Here is a 20,711-nt window from a genome sequence, read left to right on the forward strand (position 1 = left end):
GCGACCCTCGATCTCAATCTCGGGCGCGTCCGCGGCGTTCTGCGGCAGGCCCGCGGTTGGCTCGCGGCGCGCGGTGTTGGTGCCGCGGCGCTCACGCAGGTAGTCGAGGCGAATCTGCAGCACCTCTTCGAGGTCTTCAACGGTGCGACGCTCGAGCAGCATGTCCCAGTGGGTGCGCTGTGCCTTCGCCTCGGGAGCGTCGTAGGGCACAATGTCGCCCTCGGTGTCGAGCAGGCGGCCCTCGACGCCAGTCTTCGGCGACGGCCACACCTGCGGTGCCTCGGCGTCGGCGGCAAAGGTCACCACAAAGCGCTCGCCGTCCTCGGTCTGGTACGTGCGGAGCTGGTGATCGACGAGCACCACGCCCTCGTCACTTTGCAGGCTCTGCGCACCAAGGCGCATCCCTCGCAGGCTACGATCTGCCATTGGGTTCCTTTCGTGGTCTTCGACTGGCGTGAGCGCGCAACGCGCATATGCCAAATCTCTATTCTGCCAGGTATTCCCTGAGCACGCGCATACCGATGTCGGGTCGGTCGGTCACGATGCCATCCACGCCCCGACGAAGTAGCTCGAGCTGCTCGCTCGCGTCGTTGATTGTCCACACGTGCACCTCGCGCACGTACCGGTGCCACCAGGCGAGGCGCGGGGGAGTCACGAGGTCAATTCCTGCTGCACGCCAGGGCAGTTGCACCGCATCGACCGGTGCCAGCGTTCTCGATACCAACGCCCGAGAGCGCAGGCGTATTCCTGCGAGGGCCAGTGTGACTCGCTCGGTTGGCGCACCCTGGGTGGCCGCGGGCGCGAGTGACCGAAGCATCCCTGCCGTTCGTTCGTGAAACGACGTGAGCAGCACGCGGTCGAACGCGTGGGCGGCATCCACCGCCCGAATGACCGCTCGCGCGGCCGTCGGGGTCTTCACATCGATGTTGAAGTGGAGTCGGGGCAGTTCGGACAGCGTGGCAACGAGGGTCGGGATGCGGTGGCCCTCGACTTGTCGTTCGTCGAGCTGGGCAGCGCTGAGGTCGATGATCGGGGTGTCCTCGCCATTCCAGCGGGCGAGCGTCGGGTCGTGCCAGAGCACTGCGCTGCCGTCGGCCGTGACGTGCGCGTCGGTCTCGATGTGTGTGACGCCGACCTCGGACGCTGCCTCGAACGCCGCGATGGTGTTCTCGGGGGCAGTGAGTGCGAGCCCACGATGGGCAAGGATGCGGGGGCCGGGCGGATCAAAGTACGTCACCCCACTAGAATTACCTGCATGGTTGACTCATCGCTGAATCCGTTTGCGCCCGGCTCGCTCGCCGGTAAGCGCGTGCTCGTCACTGGCTCGTCCCGTGGCGTGGGTGCCGACACGATCCGCTACTTCGCCGATGCCGGCGCCAAGGTCGTCGTGAACTACCGCAACAAGGCCGCTCGCGCCGACAAGCTCGTCCAGGAAATCGAGGAGGCCGGTGGCACCGCGATCGCCGTCGCCGCCGACCTTACCGACGACGCCAGCCTGGCCGCAATGATGGCCACGATCGGCGAAACCTACGGCGGTCTCGACGTGCTCGTGCTCAATGCATCCGGCGGCATGGAGGCGAACCTTGGCGAGAACTATGCCCTGCGCCTCAACCGTGACGCCCAGGTGAACACCCTCAACGCGGCTCGCCCGCTGCTCGGCGCCGGCTCGCGCGTCGTCTTCGTCACGAGCCACCAGGCCCACTTCATCCGCACGACCGAGACGATGCCCGAGTACGAGGCCGTCGCGCAGTCGAAGCGCGCGGGGGAGGACGCCCTGCTGGAGCTCGTGCCGTCCCTTGAGGCCGATGGCATCGGGTTCGTCATCGTCTCGGGCGACATGATCGAGGGCACGATCACCGCGACGCTGCTCAACCGACTTAACCCGGGTGCCATCGAGGCACGCCGCGAGGAGGCTGGCAAACTCTATAACGTGGCCGAATTTGCCGCCGAGGTGGCTGCCGCGGCCTTCGAGCCCGTGCCCGCCGACCACCTTCGACTCGTCGGTGACGTGTCGAGCTTTGGCGTCGAATAGCGACGCGGCGAACTACTTTTCCGCGAGGTGCTTGTCGAGTTCGGCAAGCACCTCGCGCCATCCTTCGCGGGCTTCCTGCAGGATGACACCGGAGGCCGGGCTGTCGGAGCCCTCCTCGATGAGGCGTAGGCGTGACTTGTGCTTGAGCTGGCTGAAGAGCAGCGTCAGGCGTGTGTCGCGGTCGCGCGGCTGCGCGTTGACCTCGATCACGATCTTCGCGTAGGGCTCGACGCTCACCACCTTGCCGGTGAGCATCCGGTCGCGCTTTTTCTTTGGGCGCGGCGTGGTCAGCTTGAGCTCGCCGCCCTTGCGGGCTTCGATGTGGCCGCCATCGGGCCACCAAGTCGCGAACTCGTTGCGATCGACGATCGCATCCCAGACACGCTCGACCGGCGCAGTGAAGCGCACCGAAATGTCGAGCGAAGGCGTGTAGGCCACGCGGTCCTCCTGATAAGCAGAACGCCCCTGATTCGGTGGAACCAAGGGCGCAATTGCGGCTGTTATGAAGTTGTTACTTTCGGCCGTGGCCGACGATCTGCCAGGGAATGAAGAACGCGAGCGTGTTGAGCAGGACGCCGAGAATGAACACGAGCAGCGACAGCGTGTCGGTCGGCATCTGGAACGCGAGGCCGTAGCACCAGAGTCCTGCAACGAAGACGAGGATGCTGAAGATGGCGATGAGCGCGTTCAATGCGTTTCTCCCTAAGGTTGGCGAGCTAGAAGGGCCGGAGCCACTGCGTGTAATACTACGCGATGCCTGGGGATCCTCGGTGCACCGCGGCAAGCGTGGCGTTATCCGATAATGCACATTATGTCATTATCGCGAAGTTGGCTCCGCTCGCGAACTACGGCAGGAAGAACTGCGCCACTCCCCACGTTGCGAGGCAGCACACGACGGCGAAACTGAGGTTCCACAGCAACGCCGGCACCCGCGTGAGTTGCGTCAGTACGCCCGGGTCGCTGCTCGTGCTCGGCTGCGCCACGACGGCGCCGAGGTGTCGCCAGGCCCCAACGACGAGAACGATCGCAATGGCAATGAGCACGAGCGACTGAATCTCGTCGTCGCGCCACCACCAGAGCGCTGCGAAACCAGCGAGCGAGATCAAGGTGACACCCGCGGTGAGCCACGACCGTACGCGGATCATCGCGATCGCGAGCAGCAGCATGAGCAGCGTCACGGTCGGCGCGGCCCATCCTCGGCCGACGAACCACGCGAGGGCCGCGCCGAGGATCGCGGGCGCCGGATACCCCGCCCAGGTCGTCGCTACCCTGCCGAATCCCCTGGGCTTGCCCTGCGTCACCGCTGCGCCTGACATGTCGCCGCGCAGCACGAAGCCGTTGAACTTGCGGCCGACCATCACGCCGACGAATGCGTGCCCGAGCTCGTGCACGAGCGTGACGCCGAGCCGCACGCGCAGCCAGACGACCGGCACGGCGCAGGCGACGAGTGCCGCGGCAAGCACCCACCACAACACGGTCGCATCGATGCTCGGCGCGGTCTCGGGTGGCACAATTCGCGACACAATTGAGTCAAGCCACGGCAGATCTTCCATATGGGCAATTATCGTCTGCCAGGTGACAATTCTCGTAGATCCCGCGCGCTGGCCGGCCCACGGCCTGCGCTGGGCGCACCTCGTGTCTGACCACTCCCTCGCCGAACTGCACGCGTTCGCCCACAGCCAACGGCTCGCGCGGCGGCGCTTCGACCTCGACCACTACGACGTGCGCGAAGACGAACTCCCCGGGCTCGTCACGGCGGGCGCGGTGGCCGTGACCGGGCACGAACTCGTGCGTCGTCTCGAAGCCTCGGGGCTGCGCATCCCCCAGGCGCAGCGGGATGCGCAGCGGCCGCGGGCCCGGCTGGCCGAGCTGCGCGCGTGGTGGGCAGAGCTTGGTCACGGCTCCCCCGCCTGGGCGGATGCTGGCGAGCGGCTCCTCACGCGCTGGCAGGAGCCGCACCGCGGCTATCACGACGCCGAACATCTGCATGACGTGCTCCTCCACCTCGACCTGCTCTGGGCATCCGGCGCAGAGGTGCCCCGTGCGACGCTGCTTGCCGCCTGGTACCACGACGCCGTGTACGAAGGCGCGCCGGGTGCCGACGAGCGTGCTTCGGCCGAGCTGGCACGTGCCGAATTGCTGGCGCTTGGCCAGGGGTCGATGGTGGCCGATCAGGTTGCTCGGCTGATTCTCAGCACCGACCCGAGCGCCGTAGTTGGGGCGGTGCTCGAACCCGGTGATGAGGATGCGGCGGGACTGCTCCGCGACGCCGACCTCGCGATTCTCGCGGCGCCAGATGCCCGGTACCGCGCGTATGTCGGGGGAATTCGTCGCGAGTACGCGCACGTGTCGGCGGCCGACTTCGTCGAGGGGCGACTGCACATTCTGCAGGACTTTCTGGCGCGGCGGGAACTATTTCATACCCCGAGCGCATCCAAGCTCTGGGATCAGCGTGCTCGCATGAACCTCACCACTGAAATTCGACAACTTTCCGCAGAACGCTCAGCCTTGCGGTGATTGGATTCCTTCATGTCCGAAGAACAGCCCGGAGCCAAGCAGCACGGTCACATGCCCTCGCTTCCGCCGCTTGGCGCCCCCAATACCCCAGGTACCGCACCCTCGAGCACCGACTCGGGTGCGGGCTACTCCCCCTCCGGCGGCTCCCCCGCCGCGGGTGCGCAGGACGCGCCGATGACGCAGTTTGAGCAGCCCGCTCCTGCCGCAGCAGAGCCCGCGCCGACGACGCAGGTGAATTACGGCATCCCCCTGGCGCCCGGCGAGCAGGCGGCGGGACCGAACCAGGCCGACGCGCCGACCCAGCAGTTTTCGAGCACGCCGACGCAGCAGGTTCCTGGTGGGCGGACGCTCGCGGCGACCATGCATCCGGAATATCAGCCAGCAGGAGCAGCCGCGGATTCGTCGTCGGCGAAGCCCGCGAAGAAGCGCGGCCTGAGCACCGGCGGTGTCATCGGCGTCGCAGCGGCTACTGCACTCATCGTCGGTGCGGGTAGCGCCGTAGGCACGTGGGCGTTGCTGCCCGCGGGTGGCGGCATCAACACGTCCTCCTCCGGCACGGTCGTGCAGGCGGATGCGAACGATACGAACTGGACTGCCGTGGCGGCCGAACTTGAAAACTCGGTCGTTTCGATTCAGGTGGAGACGTCACAGGGCACGAGCCAGGGCTCGGGCGTCGTCTGGGATGGCGAGGGCCACATCGTCACGAACAATCACGTCGTCGAGGGGGCCTCTGGCGACTCTGCCGTCACCGTCACGATCGGCAACCGCGGCTACCAGGCGACCGTGCTCGGCACCGACCCGGCGACCGACCTCGCGGTGATTCAGGTCACCGATGCGCCCGACACACTCGTGCCAATGACGGTGGGTGACTCAACCGCGCTTGAGGTCGGCGACGGTGTCATGGCGATAGGGTCGCCCCTCGGCCTCTCAGGCTCGTACACGACCGGCATTGTCTCGGCGTTGAACCGCCCGGTGAACACCGGCGAGGTGAGCGGCAACGCCGTCGTCACCAATGCGATTCAGACCTCGGCCGCGCTCAACCCGGGTAACTCGGGTGGTGCGCTCGTCGACGCGACGGGCCAGCTCGTCGGCATCAACTCGTCGATCGCGACCCTTGGCACGGACTCGTCGGGCACGTCGGGCAGCATCGGCATTGGCTTCGCGATTCCGACCGTGCTCGTGCAGAACGTGGCGCAGCAGCTCATCGACACGGGCGAGGTTGAGCACGCGTGGCTCGGTACCGCGAATACCGACGGTCAGGCCGAGTTGGACGGCAGCACGGTGCTCGGCGCCGAGGTGCAGGAAGTGACCGCCGACGGTCCGTCGGACGATGCGGGCGTCAAGAAGGGCGACCTCATCATCGCGGTGAACGGTCAGGACATCTCGAGTTCATCGAGCCTCGTCGGCACCGTGCGCACGCTCAAGGCAGGCGACACCGCGACGCTGACGGTCATCCGTGACGGGAAGCAGATCGACATCGACGTGAAGCTCGGCGTCTCCCCCAGCCTCAACGGCTAGTTCTCGTGGGTCGGGCGGCGGCTGCGTCAATCGTGCGTTCCCAGCGATGCGGTTTTCTACGAATGCCGCGGTTGTAGGCGCGTCAATCGTAGAAAACCGCATCAGCGGCCAGGGAGAAGGCGGATGCGCGGGGCAGCCTAGGCGTCGATGAGCTCGGGAACGACGTGCTCGGCACCGTCGACGATGAACTCGCGACGCGGGGCGACCTCGTTGCCCATGAGCACCTCGAAGATCCGCTCGGCTTCGGCCGCATCCTTGAGGTTCATGCGCCGCAGCAGGCGGTGCTGCGGGTTCATGGTCGTATCCCAGAGCTGGTCCTCGTCCATCTCGCCGAGGCCCTTGTAGCGCTGAATGGGGTCTTGATACTTTTTGCCCGAGCGCTCGAGCTTCTTCAGCAGCGCCTGGAGCTCCTTCTCGCTGTACGTGTAGATGGTCTCGTTCGGCTTCTTGCCGGCGTTCATGACGACCACTCGGTGCAGCGGCGGCACAGCGGCGTAGACGCGACCGGCCTCGAGCATCGGGCGCATGTAGCGGAAGAACAGCGTGAGCAGCAGCGTGCGGATGTGCGCGCCGTCGACGTCCGCGTCGGACATGATGATGACCTTGCCGTACCGTGCCTGGTCGAGGTCGAATGAGCGACCTGATCCCGCGCCGAGCACCTGAATGATGTTGGCGCATTCGGCATTCTTCAACATGTCGGCGAGCGAGGCCTTCTGCACATTGAGGATCTTGCCTCGAATCGGGAAGAGCGCCTGATATTCGGAGTCGCGGGCAGGCTTCGCGGTACCGAGCGCCGAGTCACCCTCGACGATGAACAGCTCGGAGCGCTCGACCTCGTTCGTGCGGCAGTCGACGAGCTTCGCGGGCAGGGAAGAGTTCTCGAGCGCGGTCTTGCGGCGCTGCGTCTCTTTGTGGGCGCGCGCCGCGATGCGGCTCTTCATCTCGGTGACGATCTTCTCGAGCAGCATCGACGCCTCGGTTTTGTCCTGCCGCTTCGTCGAGCCGAAGCGCTCCTTCATGCCGTCGACGATCGTCTTCTGCACGATGTTGCGCGCCTGCGGGGTGCCGAGCACCTCCTTGGTCTGACCCTCGAACTGCGGCTCAGGGATGCGCACGGTCACGACGGCGGTGAGGCCTGCGAGGATGTCATCCTTGTCGAGCTTGTCGTTGCCGACCTTGAGCTTGCGCGCGTTCTTCGTGACTTCGTCGCGAACGACCTTGAGCAGGCCTGCCTCGAAGCCGCTCACGTGCGAGCCCCCCTTCGGCGTCGCGATGATGTTGACGAAGCTGCGTTCGACGGTGTCGTAACCGGCGCCCCACCGCAGGGCGAGGTCGACCTCCATGCGGCGCTCGACCTCGCGCGAGACCATGTGGCCCGTCTTGTCGTCGAGCACGGGAACGGTTTCGCGGTAGTGCCCCTCCCCCTCCATCCGCCAGATGTCGGTGAGGGCCGCGTCGGGCGCGAGGTACTCGACGAACTCCGAGATGCCGCCGTCGTACTTGAATGACTCCTGCTCGATGGCCTGCGGGTCGCGCTCGTCGGAAAGACGGATCTCGAGGCCCGGCACGAGGAACGCCGTCTGGCGGGCGCGGTCGCGCAGCTGCTCGAGCTGGAACGCGGCGTCGCGCACAAACACCTGCGGGTCGGCCCAGTACCGCACCCGCGTACCCGTGACGTTTTTGCCCACCTTGCCGACCACTCGCAACTCGGCGTGGCCGGGCTGCTCGGTGAAGGCCGATTCGGGCGAGGGCTCGCCGGAATCGGCGAAGACTCCGGCGTGGCCGCGCTGGAAGCTCATGGCGTAGGTCTTGCCACCACGATCGACCTCGACGTCGAGCCGGCTCGATAGCGCGTTGACGACGGATGCGCCAACGCCGTGCAGACCACCAGCGGCGCCGTAGTTGGTCGAGCCAAACTTGCCGCCCGCGTGCAGCTTCGTGTAAACCACCTGCACGCCGGTCCAGCCAGTGCGTGGCTCGATGTCGATCGGCACACCGCGACCCTCGTCGCGAACCTCGACGGAGCCGTCCTGGTGAAGGATGATGTCGATCCTCGCGCCGTGGCCGCCGAGCGCCTCGTCGACCGAGTTGTCAATGATCTCCCACAAGCAGTGCATGAGCCCGCGTGAATCGGTCGAACCGATATACATACCGGGTCGCTTCCGCACCGCCTCGAGCCCCTCGAGTACCTGCAGATCTTCAGCCGAATACGCCTGCGCCATGACCGGAACCTCCTAGTCCAAGCTTGAATCCTATCGACTGCCGGGCAGTCAGGCGGCAAGGCGCACCGCTGTCGCGGTAGCATCGAAGCCACTGTGTCGCCGACGGAAGAGGATTTTGTGCCTGGTGCATCCGCGAACAAGCTGCGTGTGAACTATCTCGTAGGGCGGGTGAAGGCACTCAATCTGCCGCGCGTGTGGCAACTCGCCGGTGACATCTCGAAGAACTTCCGCAAGCCGCGCATCGGCGTCGCCCTCGACATGTTCTGGTCGGCCGCGAAGTACGAGTGTGCGTTCCAGGACTACCAAGACTGGGACTTCGCGATTCTGTCGAAGGCCGAACGCACGACGTTCATGACGCATCCGAAGTCGGACCACTACGCGCGCCGCTTCAACACCGATAAGCAGGCGAACCTGCGGCTGGCCGACAAGTCGAACTTCAATGTCGAGTTCGACGACCTCCTCGGCCGCGAGTGGCTCGACGTGCGCACCGCGAGCGATGCGCAACTCGCAGACTTCGTCGAGCGGCACCCGAACCTCATGGCGAAGGTGCCCGATTCGCTCGGTGGCAAGGGAATCGAGCGCGTGCGCCCGGACGACATTGGCACTGACCTCGCGCGCTTCCGCAAGATTCGGATGAGCAACCGGCAGTTTCTGCTCGAGGAGTTCCTCGTGCAGCACCCCCACCTCGTGGCGCTCAACGAGTCGAGCGTGAACACCATGCGCATCGTCACGTTCAACAACGGCGACCGCGTCGGCGTGATTGCCGTCGCGCTGCGCATCGGCGCGGGCGGCGACGTCGACAACTTCTCTGGCGGCGGCATGTACACCATGCTCGACGAGGCCGGCATCGCGCAGTGCCCCGCCTTCGACGACAACAACGCGATCCACTCGATCCACCCGCTCAGTGGCGTGCCGATCGTCGGCTTCGAGGTGCCACACTTCGAGCGCGCGCTCGAACTGGTGGCGGCAGCCGCCCGCCGCATCCCGGAGGTGCCCTACGTCGGTTGGGACGTCGCGATCGCGCCGGATCGTCCCGTGCTGATCGAGGGCAACTACAACACCGGTGTCTTCCAGGCGAAGCCTTCGGTGTCGGGTGTGCGGCGGGGCCTGCTCCCGCGCTACCGAGCGGTTATCGGCGAATAATCCCCATCGGGGTCGACTGGTGACCCTGACCCAGCGGGTTGTCGCTGAGGATGCGCACGAACGTGTCGTTCTGCTCTCGCTCGAGCGTCGTGCCGAGGATGTTGCCGCCAATGTCGTTGATATCGACAACGAGCACATCGACCTTGTTGCCCAGCAGGATCTTGATGTCGCGAGCAACGCGCATTGGGTCCTTCGGGCCGAGCACGACGGACTCGTTGTACGGAGGAATCGTGTTCTTGGTCGGGCCGTCGATCGCGCGGGCCTTCTCGCCGGCAACCCGGTAAAAGTCGCCCGAACGGCCGAACGCCTTGGTCACCGCGGCGACACCCGAGGCGAGCAGGATGCGCGGGGTACCGCATTCGCGCAGCGCCATTTCCATGGTCTCGGGCATGCCGAGGCCGATGCCGTAGGGCGTCTTGGTGACGTACTTGGCGAGGAAGTTCGCGAGCGGGCGCGGCTTGATGTCGCCGGTCAACATCGAACGTCCCTGGGTGATCGCCACGATCTTCTCGGTGATGAACAGCACGTCGCCGTCCTGCACCTCGTCGGCGGCGTACGTGCGCACGACCTCGTGGAGGTCGTCACCCGGCATGACCACGCGAGTCTTGATCGGGATGCGGTGGTATTCGGTGCCGTCGACCGTCGAGGTCAGGGCCTTGCCATCATTCGCCTGCATACGCGTCTCCTTACTCGAGGTAGTCGCGCAGCGACTGCGAACGCGACGGGTGGCGGAGCTTCGCCATGGTCTTGGATTCGATCTGGCGGATGCGCTCACGCGTCACCCCGAACGTCTCGCCGATCTGGTCGAGCGTCTTTGGCATGCCGTCACCGAGGCCGAAGCGCATGCGAATTACGCCGGCCTCGCGTTCGGAGAGCGAGTCGAGCAGCGACTCGAGCTGACGCTGCAGCATCGTGAAGCTCACGGCGTCGGCCGGCACGACCGCCTCGGTGTCCTCAATGAGGTCACCGAACTCCGAGTCACCGTCCTCGCCGAGGGGCGTGTGCAGCGAAATCGGCTCGCGGCCGTACTTCTGCACCTCGACGACCTTTTCGGGCGTCATGTCGAGTTCGTGCGCGAGCTCTTCCGGAGTGGGTTCGCGACCGAGGTCCTGCAGCATCTGTCGCTGCACGCGGGCGAGCTTGTTGATGACCTCCACCATGTGCACCGGGATACGGATGGTGCGGGCCTGGTCGGCCATAGCGCGCGTGATGGCCTGACGGATCCACCAGGTCGCGTAGGTCGAGAACTTGAAGCCCTTCGTGTAGTCGAACTTCTCGACCGCACGGATGAGACCCAGGTTGCCCTCTTGGATCAGGTCGAGGAACTGCATGCCGCGACCCGTGTAGCGCTTCGCAAGCGAGACGACGAGTCGAAGGTTGGCGCCGAGCAGGTGGCTCTTTGCGCGCTTGCCATCGCGGACGATCCACTTGAGCTCGCGCTTGAGCTTAGCCTCGATGTCGGGCTGGCGAAGGAGCTTGTCCTCGGCGTACAGGCCCGCCTCGATACGCATTGCGAGGTCGACTTCTTCGGCGGCGTCGAGCAGCGGCACCTTACCGATCTGCTTCAGGTAGTCCTTAACGGGGTCGGCGGTGGCACCCGTGATGGTGCCCGAGTAGACCGGGGTGTCGTCATCGTCGGTGTTCTTGAGTACGAGGGCGCCAGCGGCCTTCACCGCGGACTCCGCCTTGATGGCGTCCTCCTCGGGATCCTCGCTCTTGTCATCGCGCTTGCCGAGGTCTGGGTCTTCGTCCTTCTCGGCGTGCTCTTCGTCGTCGGTCGAGGTCTCGATGTCCTTCTCGTCGACCTCGTGGTCTTCGTCGAGGTCGACCACGATGTGCTCGTCACCGTCAGCGGGCGTTGCCTTTTTTGCGGCCGTCTTCTTCGCCGGCGCCTTCTTCGGCGCGGCGGCCGACGCAGGGGCGCCGCCCTCGTGCGCAATGATGGCCCCGACGAGGTCATCCTTCTTCAGCGTCGAGGCGCCGGTCAGGCCAATTTCCTTCGCAATCGCGCGCAGGTCTGCGACCTTGAGCGCGGAAAGCTCTTCCTTCGAACGTGCGGCCGTCACGTTCGGCGTTGCTCCTGCTGCCATTACGGACCCCCTCAAGTGGTGCGGGCAAAACGAATGCCCAAGTCAAGTTCCGCCGAGGCGGAATAGATTGGGGCAGATAGTAAATGGTACACGCGCGGAGCCCGAACTATTCCCATGTGTCGCCTCGACGGCGCATCCGGCGGGCCAGAGCACGCCACAGCGGCGCGACCACGACGCCCTCTTCCGCGGCCATCCAGTTGCGGGTCTTGCCGCGGACGTGGAGCAGCGCAGCGATGCCGATCACTGTCAGGACGGGGAAAGTCCACATCGCGACGCGGAAAGCGTCCCACGTTGGCTCGGCGCCGCCGGTGACCGCGTCGATGCCGAGGCCAATCGTCAGGAACGCGATTGCGCTGGCGGTGAACCCGCCGACATTCACGATGCCGGAGGCCGAACCGTAGCTCGATGAGGGGTTGAAGGTTCGCGCAAAGTCGAAGCCGATGTTCGAGCCGGTGGTGGCAGCGCCGGTAACCACGAGCACGAGGATGTAGAACCAAAGGGGCGGCTGGCCGGGCCAGAGCAACAGGAGAGACCAGAAGATCGCGCTCGTGATCGCGATGCCGATCACGAGGTTCGAACGCCGCAGCGGGAAGCGAGCGGTCAGCAGCCCAATCACCGGGCCGACGAACATGCCGACCACGACCGGCAGGATGAGCAGGGCGGAGGCGAGCTGGGGCGCGTAGCCGAGCCCCTGCACCATGAGGGGGTACCCCCAGAGCAAGCCGAACACGTTGCCCGGGAACTGCGTCGTGAAGTGCGACCAGAACCCGAGGCGTGTACCGGGTCGGCCGAACGCCCCGCCGAGCGTGCTGAACGCGCCGGCAAGCGACATTGGCTGACCGCCGAAGCGCGAGCCGGGCACATCCTTCAGCCCCGCAATCGCCGCGACGACGACGATCACCGAGAGGGATGCGGTGGTGAGGAAGGCGACCGTCCACTCGCTGAGGTGGAGCAACGTCGAGAACGGCACAGCCGAGATGAACTGACCGAGTTGGCCAAGGTTACCCAACCATTGCTGCATGACCGGCACCTTGCGGGGCCGGAACCATGCCGAGATGATGCGCAGTCCGCTCACGAAGGTTGCCGCGTCGCCGAGACCGACGAGGACGCGCCCTACGACGGCCACCTCGATCGAAGGCGCGACCGCGACGATTACCTGGCCGACCGCCATCAGCGCAGCGCCGCTAATGATCAGGCGCGAGGGGCCGAAGCGGTCGAGCAGCATGCCGACGGGAATCTGCGCCGCGGCGTACACGACGACCTGCATGACCGCGAGCGTTGATAGCGCGGTGGCCGACGCATCGAATCGGGCAATCGCATCGACGCCGGCGACGCCGAGCGAGCTGCGCTGGGTCACCGCGACGATGTACGCGACGAGCGCGAGGGTGAAGATGATGCCGGGAAGGCGCGGTGGGATCAGGCTGAGCGAGTGGGTGTTTGGGGTGTCCGTGGACACTACTTTTCGTTGGGCTTCCGGCGCGCTGAGAGGTAGCGCTCGAGTTCGTTGGCGATGTCGTCGGCGCTCGGCATTTCGCCATCGGCGTCGGCAAATGGATTTTCACGGGGCGTGCCGCGCACCACGCCGTCGTATTGGGTTTCAAGCGCCTGAATGAGGCGCTGCATTTCTTCGTTCTCGGCGATCTGGGCGTCGACGTCGGTGCGGAACACGCGGTCGCGCTCGCGCAGCTGCTCGGTGTCGATCATGACGCCAGCCGCGCTCCCGATGCCTTCGAGGAGCTTCATGGCGCCGGCCGGCACGCTGGAATCGGCGAGGTAATGCGGCACCAGCACGACGAGGTCGACGACCGGCTCGTCGCTCGCCGTGAGCTCGAACTCGAGCTCGTGGAGGGCGTGTGCGGGCGCCTCGATATTCGTCTGCCACACCGAGTTGTTCTCGATGAACTCGTCGCGGTTGCCGGTGACCGCGAGTCGCGCTGGGCGCGTGTGTGGCACGGGCATTGGGATCGAATGTGCCCAGGTAGTACTTGACACCATGAAGTGGGCATGCAGACGAAGGAGGTCGCCGGTGAACTGGTCCCATCGAAAGTCTGGCTCGAAGCCGCTCAGCAGAAGGAACGGCTGTCCGAGCGAATCGTTGAGCAGCCGCAGGTCGAGACGCGGCACGCGGTACTCGGTGACGCGGTTCGACTCGAGCTTCACCACTGGGCGCCGCGCCCGATAGTCGAGCAGCTGGTCAGCGTCGAACGAGGCGACGACGCGTCCCTCGTCTTGCGAGAGCAGCGCCTCGATTCCTTGGCGCACCGTCTGCCCGGCATCCCTATACCCCGAGAGCAGCGCCACGAGTGGCAGGCCGGGAGGAATTTCATGCCATGCCTCGCCAGGACGGTACATCGAGGGATCAGAGAGCATGGCTTCAATGCTACGCCCTCCCCCAGTTTCCTCGGCGTAGGCTCGTGGCCATGACGTCTGCTGAAATTCGTATTGATCTCGAGCCCTATTCCTCCGATGTCGTCACCGTGATTCCGGTGCGCAAGGGCGATGTTCCGGAACCTCTGACTTCCGCAGACCTCGGCCTCGACGCCGACCGCCTCGAGCAACTCGGCGTGACCGGGACGACCGGCCAGAGCACGCGCATCCTGGTCGCCACCGATGACGAGGACGGCGAAGCTGCCGCGCTGCTCATCGGCATCGGCGACAGCCGCGACGAGGAGGCGCTGCGCCGCGCTGCGGGCACCGCAGCGCGCACGCTGAGCAAGGCGGCAAGCGTCGTCTACGACCTTGTCGAGCCGACCGATGCTGAGCTCGAGGCGCTGCTGACGGGCCACGTGCTCGGCGGCTACCGCTACGACCGCTTCAAGTCGACCGACGACGGGGTCATCGATGCGCAGCAGGTGAACGCCACCGGCACGACCGATGACATCGAGCAGCGCGTGACCTCGATCACCGACGCCGTCGTGCTCACTCGTGACCTCGTCAACACTCCCCCGAGCGCGCTCGTGCCTGAGGACTTCGCCGATGCGGTGGTCGACCTGTTCGACGACGAGAGCGTCGTAGTCGAGGTCTGGGACGAGCAGCGACTCATCGACGAGGGCTGCGGCGGCGTGCTCGGCGTCGGCGCCGGCTCGGTGAACTCGCCGCGCATCGTGCACCTCGAGTACGAGCCCGAGGACGCCGTGGCGCACATCGCGCTCGTCGGCAAGGGCATCACCTTCGACTCGGGCGGTCTATCGATCAAGCCGGCCGCGTCGATGGTTGGTATGAAGTTCGACATGGGTGGAGCAGCTTCGGTCGTCGGCACGATTCGCGCCGCAGCGTCGCTCGGCCTGCCGGTGCATGTGAGCGGTTGGTGCATGCTCGCCGAAAACATGCCCTCGGGCAGCGCGATCAAGCCCGACGACGTGCTTACGACGCACTCGGGCGTGACGGTCGAGGTCACGAACACAGATGCTGAGGGTCGCCTCGTGCTCAGCGACGGACTCTCGCTCGCTTCGGAGCAGCAGCCCGACCTCATCATCGACATTGCCACGCTGACCGGCGCCCAGGTGGTCGCGCTCGGCGACCGCACCACGGGTCTCCTCGGCAACGAAGAGGAGTGGCGCGACCGCGCACTTGCCGCTGGCAAGACCGTCGGCGAGCCCGTGTGGGCGATGCCGATTCCGGAAGAGTTCGACGAGAAGCTCGAGTCGAACATCGCCGATATCGTCAACTCAAAGCCGGGCGACCGCTCGGGCGGCATGCTGTTCGCCGGCGCCTTCCTGCAGCGCTTCATCGGCATCGACGACGAAGGCAATGACATCCCCTGGCTGCACTTCGACATCGCCGGCCCGGCCGAGACGAAAGCCCCCTACGGCTACGTCGCTAAGGGTGCGACCGGAGTGGCCGTGCGCACCCTCGTAGAACTGCTGTCGACACTGAATTAGTCGGTAACTCGCGGGTGTACCCTGGAAAAGGTTGTGTCTGCAAGATCCCTGTAGGCCTGTCCAGATCTCGTGCTGGGATCCCCATCCAAACTTCAAAGGAGCTTTCCGAGTGGCCGATCACAATTTCGACCTCGTAGTCCTTGGTGGCGGTAGCGCAGGCTACGCCGCCGCTATTCGTGCCAAGCAGCTGGGACAGACGGTTGCCCTCGTCGAGAAGGACAAGCTCGGCGGCACGTGCCTTCACCGCGGTTGTGTGCCCACCAAGGCCATACTCCACGCCGGTGAGGTTGCCGACGCGGTTGAGGATGGTGCCCGACTCGGCGTCAACCTCAAGCTCGAGGGCATTGATGGCGCCAAGATCGCGGCGTTCCGCGACGGCATCGTCTCGGGCAAGTTCAAGGGCCTGCAGGGACTGCTCAAGGCGAAGAAGATCGACGTCTTCGCGGGCGAGGGTCGCCTCGTTGACGCCAAGACGGTGCAGGTTGGCGACGACAAGCTCATCGCCAAGAACGTCGTGCTCGCGACCGGCTCGTTCTCGCGGAGCATCCCCGGCCTCGAAATCACCGGCAACGTGATCACGAGCGATCAGGCGCTGCTGATGGACTGGGTGCCGCAGCGCGCGGTCGTGCTCGGCGGCGGTGTGATCGGCCTTGAGTTCGCGAGCCTCTGGCGCGCACTCGGCGCTGAAGTCACCATCATCGAGGGCCTGCCTCACCTCGCTCCCGCAGAGGACGAGGCGATTTCGAAGGCACTCGAGCGCGCTTACAAGAAGCGCGGCATCAACTTCCAGCTCAGCACGAAGTTTGAGTCGGTCACGCAGGACGAGTACGGCGTGCACGTCAAGACCGACAAGGGTGGCGAGACCATCGACGGCGACGTGCTCCTCGTCGCGATCGGCCGTGGCCCCGTGACGCAGAACATCGGCCTCGAAGAGGTTGGCGTCGAGACCGACCGCGGCTTCGTGCTCGTCAACGACAAGCTTGAGACCAACGTTCCCGGCGTCTACGCGATCGGCGACATCACGCCGGGCCTCCAGCTCGCGCACCGCAGCTACCAGCACGGCATCTTTGTCGCCGAGCAGATCGCGGGACAGAGCCCGGTGCTCGTCGAAGACAAGAACGTGCCCAAGGTTACGTACTGTGAGCCGCAGGTTGCTTCGGTGGGTCTCTCCGAGAAGAAGGCCGCCGAAGAGTACGGCGCCGACAACATCACCGCTTATGAGTACAACCTCGCGGGCAACGCCAAGAGCTCGATCCTCGGCACCGCCGGCTTTGTCAAGGCGATCCGCGTGAACGACGGCCCCGTCGTCGGCATTCACATGATCGGTGCCCGCGTCGGCGAGCTCGTCGGCGAGGCGCAGCTCATCGTCAACTGGGATGCCTACCCCGAGGACGTCGCTCAGCTCGTCCACGCGCACCCGACCCAGGTCGAGACCATCGGCGAAGCGATGATGGCCCTCGCCGGTCGCCCGCTGCACGCGATCTAGTCACACGAGTCGAAACACTTTTAGGAGAAGTAATGAGCCAGGACGTAACGCTTCCCGCACTCGGTGAGAGCGTCACTGAAGGTACGGTCACTCGGTGGCTGAAGCAGGTTGGCGAGACCGTCGAGGTCGACGAGGCGCTGCTCGAGGTGTCGACCGACAAGGTGGACACTGAGGTTCCGTCGCCGTTCGCCGGCACGGTGCAGGAAATTCTCGTCCAGGAGGACGAGACCGTCGAGGTTGGTGCCGTGCTCGCACGCATCGGCGACGGCGCCGCAGCCGAGGCCCCGGCTGCTGAGGCTCCGGCTGCTGAGGCTCCGGCTGCTGAGGCTCCGGCTGCTGCTGAGCCCGCTGCCGAGGCACCCAAGGCGGAGGCGCCTGCCGCACCGGCTGCTCCTGCTGCCCCCGCAACCCCGGCTGCTCCCGCAACCCCGGCTGCGCCCGCAACACCGGCTGCTCCCGCGGCGCCGAAGGCCCCCGCTGCCCCGCAGCGCCCTGAGACGAAGAGCGACCCCCGCTATGTGACTCCGATCGTGCGCAAGCTCGCTGCGGAGCATGGTGTCGATCTGACCAAGATCACTGGCTCGGGCGTCGGCGGACGCATCCGAAAGGAAGACGTGCTCGAGGCCGCGAAGTCGCAGGCACCGGCGGCCGCGACTGCGGCCGCGCCCGCAGCCTCCGCCGGTGTGCCGACCGAGGCCACCCCGCACGAGGTGTCGCCACTGCGCGGCACGAGCGCGAAGATGTCGCGCCTGCGCAAGGTTGTTTCGCAGCGTGCCGTTGAGTCGATGACCACGACGGCGCAGCTCACCACGGTGATTGAGGTCGACGTGACCCGCGTTGCCAACCTCCGCGCGGCGAAGAAGAACGAGTTCCTCGAGAAGACCGGCTCGAAGCTTTCCTTCCTGCCGTTCTTCACGCTCGCCGCGATCGAGGGCCTGCAGTCCTACCCGATCATCAACTCGACCGTTCAGGGTGACGAGATCGTCTACCCCGAGGGCGAGAACGTGTCGATTGCGGTCGACACCGAGCGCGGTCTGCTCACCCCGGTGATTAAAAACGCTGGCGGTCTGAACATCGCCGAGCTCGCGAAGTCGATCGACGACCTCGCGACGCGCACGCGTGACAACAAGCTGCTCCCCGACGAGCTTGCCGGCGGCACCTTCACTGTGACGAACACGGGCTCGCGCGGTGCGCTGTTCGACACCCCGGTCGTGTTCCTGCCGCAGGAGGCCATCCTCGGCACCGGCGCGGTCGTGAAGCGCCCGACGGTCGTCAAGACGGCCGACGGCACCGAGAGCATCGCGATTCGTTCGATGGTGTACCTCGCGCTCAGCTACGACCACCGCATCATCGACGGCGCCGACGCGGCCCGTTACCTGACGCAGGTCAAGCAGCGCCTCGAAGAGGGCGCGTTCGAGGGCAACCTCGGCATTTAGTCACTGGCGAGTGAATGGGCGGGCGTGCAGCGAACTGGCTGCACGCCCGCCCATTTGTTTCCCGTGAGAATAAGCAGCAGCGGCAACGCTTACAGGAGCGGGGAAACCACCGCGACCGCGCAGCCGGCACCGACCAGGCCGAGCCAGACAGCCGGGCGAATTCCGCTCGCGCGCATGGCGATGAGCCGCCACCCGACGGCCATCGACGCCGTCACACCCACGCGACGTTGACTGGGCTGCGCTTCGATGAGCGGGTCGTCATCTACCGACCCGGCGTGGTCTTTTGCAGGCCGAGCCGGTCGTTCCGATAGTTGCCCAGGCTCGACGTGATGCGCGACGGGTGCCGCAACGGCGAGCGCCGCAGGCGGTGCCCAGGCAAACAGCGCATCAACGAGGCGTGGAATCGGGTCGGCTACCGGGGCTCCCTGGGCGAGCGTGGCAACCAGCTCGCGAACTTGCCCGCTCGCCTCGCCGCTCGAATGGGCGAGTAGCGCGTCGCAGAGGCGACCAAGACCCCGCAGGTCATCTTGGATTGCGAGGTCGCGGCGCATCCCGCTCAAGTCATCGAGATCGACGCTCGCCGACCATTCCTCGACCCACGGTTTGCCGCTGCTGTCGATTCGGCAGGCGGTGAGCGCGAGCGCCCCGTGGGTAAATCCACGCCGATGCGCCTGGGCGACCGATTCGAGCACCGGCACCGCGAGGGTGACCACTGCGCCAGGCGGCAGCTCAACTTCGCGCGACACGAGCGCCGCAAAGCTCGAGTCCTGCACTAACTCCCCCACGGTCAACCGGCGATGCCCGTCGCTGAGCAGTTCGAAGTACGGTCGCACGAAGTCACCGCCGTGTCGATGCCGAGTGCGCGCGTCGCGGCTCAACCGTGTCGCCGAGGCATCATCGGTGGCGATATTGAGGCGACGGTGCATGAGGGGCTCGGGTTGCTCGACGGAGAACCCGACCCAGTGGTTGCTCGAGGCGGCCCCCTCTGGGGTGCGTTCGGCCACGGCGACAAAGCTCAGCACACCGGGGATCTCCTGGGGCAGCGGCCGAACCAGCCGCCAGCCCGCCACGGTGGACCCGATGGCAGGTGCGGTCTCGGACTCGGGGCGGTGTTGTAGGCGCATATCGGGCATTGTGCGACGCGAACTTGCCGAGCGAACGGCTGACCGAGGGAAATTGTGGATAACGTTCGTCGGATCGAATCCTGTGGATGGCGCGGGGCGGGTATCCTAGGTGAACTATGGCTAAATCCTCTGAATCGAGCACCAAGGAGCCCGGTCGCTTCCGTCAAATCATCGACGTTGTGAAGATGACGGCGAAGTACGACAAGCCCGGCGTCGCACTGATGATCACTGCGGCGGTGCTGCCGATTCTCGCGGCGTTCTTCCTGTGCTTCTTCATGTACCGCGACAACTGGATCATGTGGATCATCTTCATGATCCTCGGCCTGCTGTTCGGCCTCATGCTGTTCATGTTCGTGCTGAACAACCGCGCCGAGAAGGTCGCCTACTCGAAGCTTGAGGGCCGCCAGGGCGCCACCGGCGCCGTGCTGCAGTCGAGTCTGCGCGGCACCTGGCGCACCAGCGACATGCCCGTCGCGTTCAACCCCCGCACGCAGGACGTCATCTTCCGCGCCGTCGGCAAGCCCGGCGTCATCCTGTTCACCGAGGCCGACAATGCCGCCTCGAAGAAGCTGCTCGCCGATGAGCGTCGCAAGGTGCAGCGCGTCGTTCCGACCGTCACCGTCCACCACATCCTCGTGGGTCAGGGCGGTGTCTCACTCGGCAAGCTGAAGCGCGAAGTGAAGCGCCTGCCGAACAAGCTCCGTCGCGACGAGATTCTCGCCGTGGATGCTCGCCTGCAGTCGCTCTCGAAGTCCGAGCTGCCGATTCCGAAGGGCATGGACCCCTCGAAGATTCGTCCTTCGCGGTCGCAGATGCGCTAAGACCGCACGTAGCGGCGCAGCACGAGTCCAGTCAGGACGTCGTGCATGCCCCGACCGTCCTCATCTGCAACGAGCGGAGGCAGGACGAGCATCACCAGCACCTGACGTACAAGCGGGCGCCACCAACCCGGGGTGGCGCCCGCGACTGTATTCAGGCGCATGCCACACAGCAGGTGTCCAAGCGAGCCACCGAGCAGGGCGATGCCGAGCCAAGACAGCCCGATGAAGATGCCCATGATGGCGACGGGGTTGTAATCGAACGCGAAGTAGGCGATCGCCACCGCGATGCCCCAGTCGATCGCGAGTCCGGCCAGCCGGCGGCCGAAGCCCGCCATCGAGCCCGGGCCTGCTTCGGGGAGGCCGAGTCGCTCCCCCTGATAGTGGCGGTCGGGTTCGGCGTTCGGGGAGGAATTTCGTGGCACAACTCAATCCTATCGATCC

The 20,711-nt window shown here is 65.8% G+C and carries 19 protein-coding genes and 1 pseudogene; 8 read left to right on the forward strand and 12 right to left on the reverse strand.

Translation table 11 applies throughout. The features are described from left to right. Positions 1-81: 81 nt before the first annotated feature. Positions 82-426, reverse strand: a pseudogene (locus EJL01_RS01500) (RNA polymerase-binding protein RbpA); the annotation flags it as partial. A 58-nt stretch (positions 427-484) separates the two neighbouring features. Next, complete coding sequence (locus EJL01_RS01505) at positions 485-1,237, reverse strand: glycerophosphodiester phosphodiesterase family protein (RefSeq protein WP_125105960.1); 753 nt, start codon at positions 1,235-1,237, stop codon at positions 485-487. A gap of 18 nt (positions 1,238-1,255) precedes the next feature. Here EJL01_RS01505 and EJL01_RS01510 point away from each other — a divergent pair, with 18 nt between their 5' ends. Beyond that, a complete protein-coding gene (locus tag EJL01_RS01510) occupies positions 1,256-2,032 on the forward strand; it encodes an SDR family oxidoreductase (RefSeq protein ID WP_125105961.1) in 777 nt (258 codons plus the stop codon). 12 nt (positions 2,033-2,044) lie between these two features. On the opposite strand, the gene EJL01_RS01515 is transcribed toward EJL01_RS01510, so the two are convergent. From EJL01_RS01515 to EJL01_RS01520, 3 genes are all read right to left on the reverse strand, one after another. Next, complete coding sequence (locus EJL01_RS01515; protein ID WP_164509683.1) at positions 2,045-2,470, reverse strand: SRPBCC family protein; 426 nt, start codon at positions 2,468-2,470, stop codon at positions 2,045-2,047. Positions 2,471-2,543: 73 nt separating this feature from the next. Beyond that, complete coding sequence (locus EJL01_RS12900) at positions 2,544-2,723, reverse strand: hypothetical protein (protein WP_164509684.1); 180 nt, start codon at positions 2,721-2,723, stop codon at positions 2,544-2,546. A gap of 154 nt (positions 2,724-2,877) precedes the next feature. After that, positions 2,878-3,585, reverse strand: coding sequence for a M50 family metallopeptidase (locus EJL01_RS01520; RefSeq protein WP_125105963.1), 708 nt, complete (start codon positions 3,583-3,585; stop codon positions 2,878-2,880). A 22-nt stretch (positions 3,586-3,607) separates the two neighbouring features. Between EJL01_RS01520 and EJL01_RS01525 the strand changes: the two genes are divergently transcribed. Together EJL01_RS01525 and EJL01_RS01530 are read left to right on the forward strand one after the other, a co-directional pair. Continuing rightward, a complete protein-coding gene (locus EJL01_RS01525; protein ID WP_125105964.1) occupies positions 3,608-4,549 on the forward strand; it encodes a DUF4031 domain-containing protein in 942 nt (313 codons plus the stop codon). 12 nt (positions 4,550-4,561) lie between these two features. Next, positions 4,562-6,067, forward strand: coding sequence for a S1C family serine protease (locus EJL01_RS01530; protein ID WP_241209069.1), 1,506 nt, complete (start codon positions 4,562-4,564; stop codon positions 6,065-6,067). A 137-nt stretch (positions 6,068-6,204) separates the two neighbouring features. Here the strand turns inward: EJL01_RS01530 and EJL01_RS01535 are convergent, their stop codons facing one another. After that, entirely contained in the window at positions 6,205-8,289 is a 2,085-nt protein-coding gene (locus EJL01_RS01535) for a DNA gyrase/topoisomerase IV subunit B (RefSeq protein ID WP_125105965.1), read from the reverse strand. A 147-nt stretch (positions 8,290-8,436) separates the two neighbouring features. Between EJL01_RS01535 and EJL01_RS01540 the strand changes: the two genes are divergently transcribed. Beyond that, positions 8,437-9,432, forward strand: a complete 996-nt coding sequence (locus EJL01_RS01540; protein ID WP_164509685.1) for a sugar-transfer associated ATP-grasp domain-containing protein — start codon at positions 8,437-8,439, stop codon at positions 9,430-9,432. On the opposite strand, the gene EJL01_RS01545 is transcribed toward EJL01_RS01540, so the two are convergent. The 4 genes from EJL01_RS01545 to EJL01_RS01560 all read right to left on the reverse strand — a co-directional run bounded on the left by EJL01_RS01545 (position 9,419) and on the right by EJL01_RS01560 (position 13,892). Next, positions 9,419-10,108, reverse strand: a complete 690-nt coding sequence (locus EJL01_RS01545) for a coenzyme F420-0:L-glutamate ligase (RefSeq protein WP_125105967.1) — start codon at positions 10,106-10,108, stop codon at positions 9,419-9,421. The two genes, EJL01_RS01540 and EJL01_RS01545, sit on opposite strands and share 14 nt — an antisense overlap. A 10-nt stretch (positions 10,109-10,118) precedes the next feature. Further along, positions 10,119-11,522 (reverse strand): RNA polymerase sigma factor, encoded by a 1,404-nt coding sequence (locus tag EJL01_RS01550; protein ID WP_125105968.1) that lies wholly within the window; start codon positions 11,520-11,522, stop codon positions 10,119-10,121. Between the two features lie 106 nt (positions 11,523-11,628). Then, positions 11,629-12,978, reverse strand: coding sequence for an MFS transporter (locus EJL01_RS01555; protein WP_125105969.1), 1,350 nt, complete (start codon positions 12,976-12,978; stop codon positions 11,629-11,631). Beyond that, positions 12,978-13,892: a PAC2 family protein gene (locus tag EJL01_RS01560; RefSeq protein ID WP_125105970.1), complete on the reverse strand. Its 915-nt coding sequence runs from the start codon at positions 13,890-13,892 to the stop codon at positions 12,978-12,980. The genes EJL01_RS01555 and EJL01_RS01560 overlap by 1 nt, the downstream gene beginning before the upstream one ends. Before the next feature lie 50 nt (positions 13,893-13,942). Here EJL01_RS01560 and EJL01_RS01565 point away from each other — a divergent pair, with 50 nt between their 5' ends. The 3 genes from EJL01_RS01565 to sucB all read left to right on the forward strand — a co-directional run bounded on the left by EJL01_RS01565 (position 13,943) and on the right by sucB (position 18,325). Beyond that, positions 13,943-15,403: a leucyl aminopeptidase gene (locus EJL01_RS01565; RefSeq protein WP_125105971.1), complete on the forward strand. Its 1,461-nt coding sequence runs from the start codon at positions 13,943-13,945 to the stop codon at positions 15,401-15,403. Between the two features lie 109 nt (positions 15,404-15,512). Further along, complete coding sequence (gene lpdA, locus EJL01_RS01570; protein WP_125105972.1) at positions 15,513-16,889, forward strand: dihydrolipoyl dehydrogenase; 1,377 nt, start codon at positions 15,513-15,515, stop codon at positions 16,887-16,889. Further along, a complete protein-coding gene (sucB, locus tag EJL01_RS01575; protein ID WP_125105973.1) occupies positions 16,775-18,325 on the forward strand; it encodes a 2-oxoglutarate dehydrogenase, E2 component, dihydrolipoamide succinyltransferase in 1,551 nt (516 codons plus the stop codon). The genes lpdA and sucB overlap by 115 nt, the downstream gene beginning before the upstream one ends. A gap of 89 nt (positions 18,326-18,414) precedes the next feature. Here sucB and EJL01_RS01580 read toward each other — a convergent pair whose 3' ends face one another. Continuing rightward, a complete protein-coding gene (locus EJL01_RS01580) occupies positions 18,415-19,449 on the reverse strand; it encodes a protein kinase family protein (protein WP_125105974.1) in 1,035 nt (344 codons plus the stop codon). 116 nt (positions 19,450-19,565) lie between these two features. On the opposite strand from EJL01_RS01580, the gene EJL01_RS01585 reads away from it, so the two are divergent. Then, complete coding sequence (locus tag EJL01_RS01585) at positions 19,566-20,270, forward strand: DUF4191 domain-containing protein (protein WP_125105975.1); 705 nt, start codon at positions 19,566-19,568, stop codon at positions 20,268-20,270. Here the strand turns inward: EJL01_RS01585 and EJL01_RS01590 are convergent. Continuing rightward, positions 20,267-20,692 (reverse strand): RDD family protein, encoded by a 426-nt coding sequence (locus EJL01_RS01590; RefSeq protein WP_164509686.1) that lies wholly within the window; start codon positions 20,690-20,692, stop codon positions 20,267-20,269. The genes EJL01_RS01585 and EJL01_RS01590 overlap by 4 nt on opposite strands. Between the last annotated feature and the right edge of the window lie 19 nt (positions 20,693-20,711).

It is taken from the genome of Gulosibacter massiliensis, from assembly GCF_900626105.1.
Classification (GTDB): domain Bacteria; phylum Actinomycetota; class Actinomycetes; order Actinomycetales; family Microbacteriaceae; genus Gulosibacter; species Gulosibacter sediminis.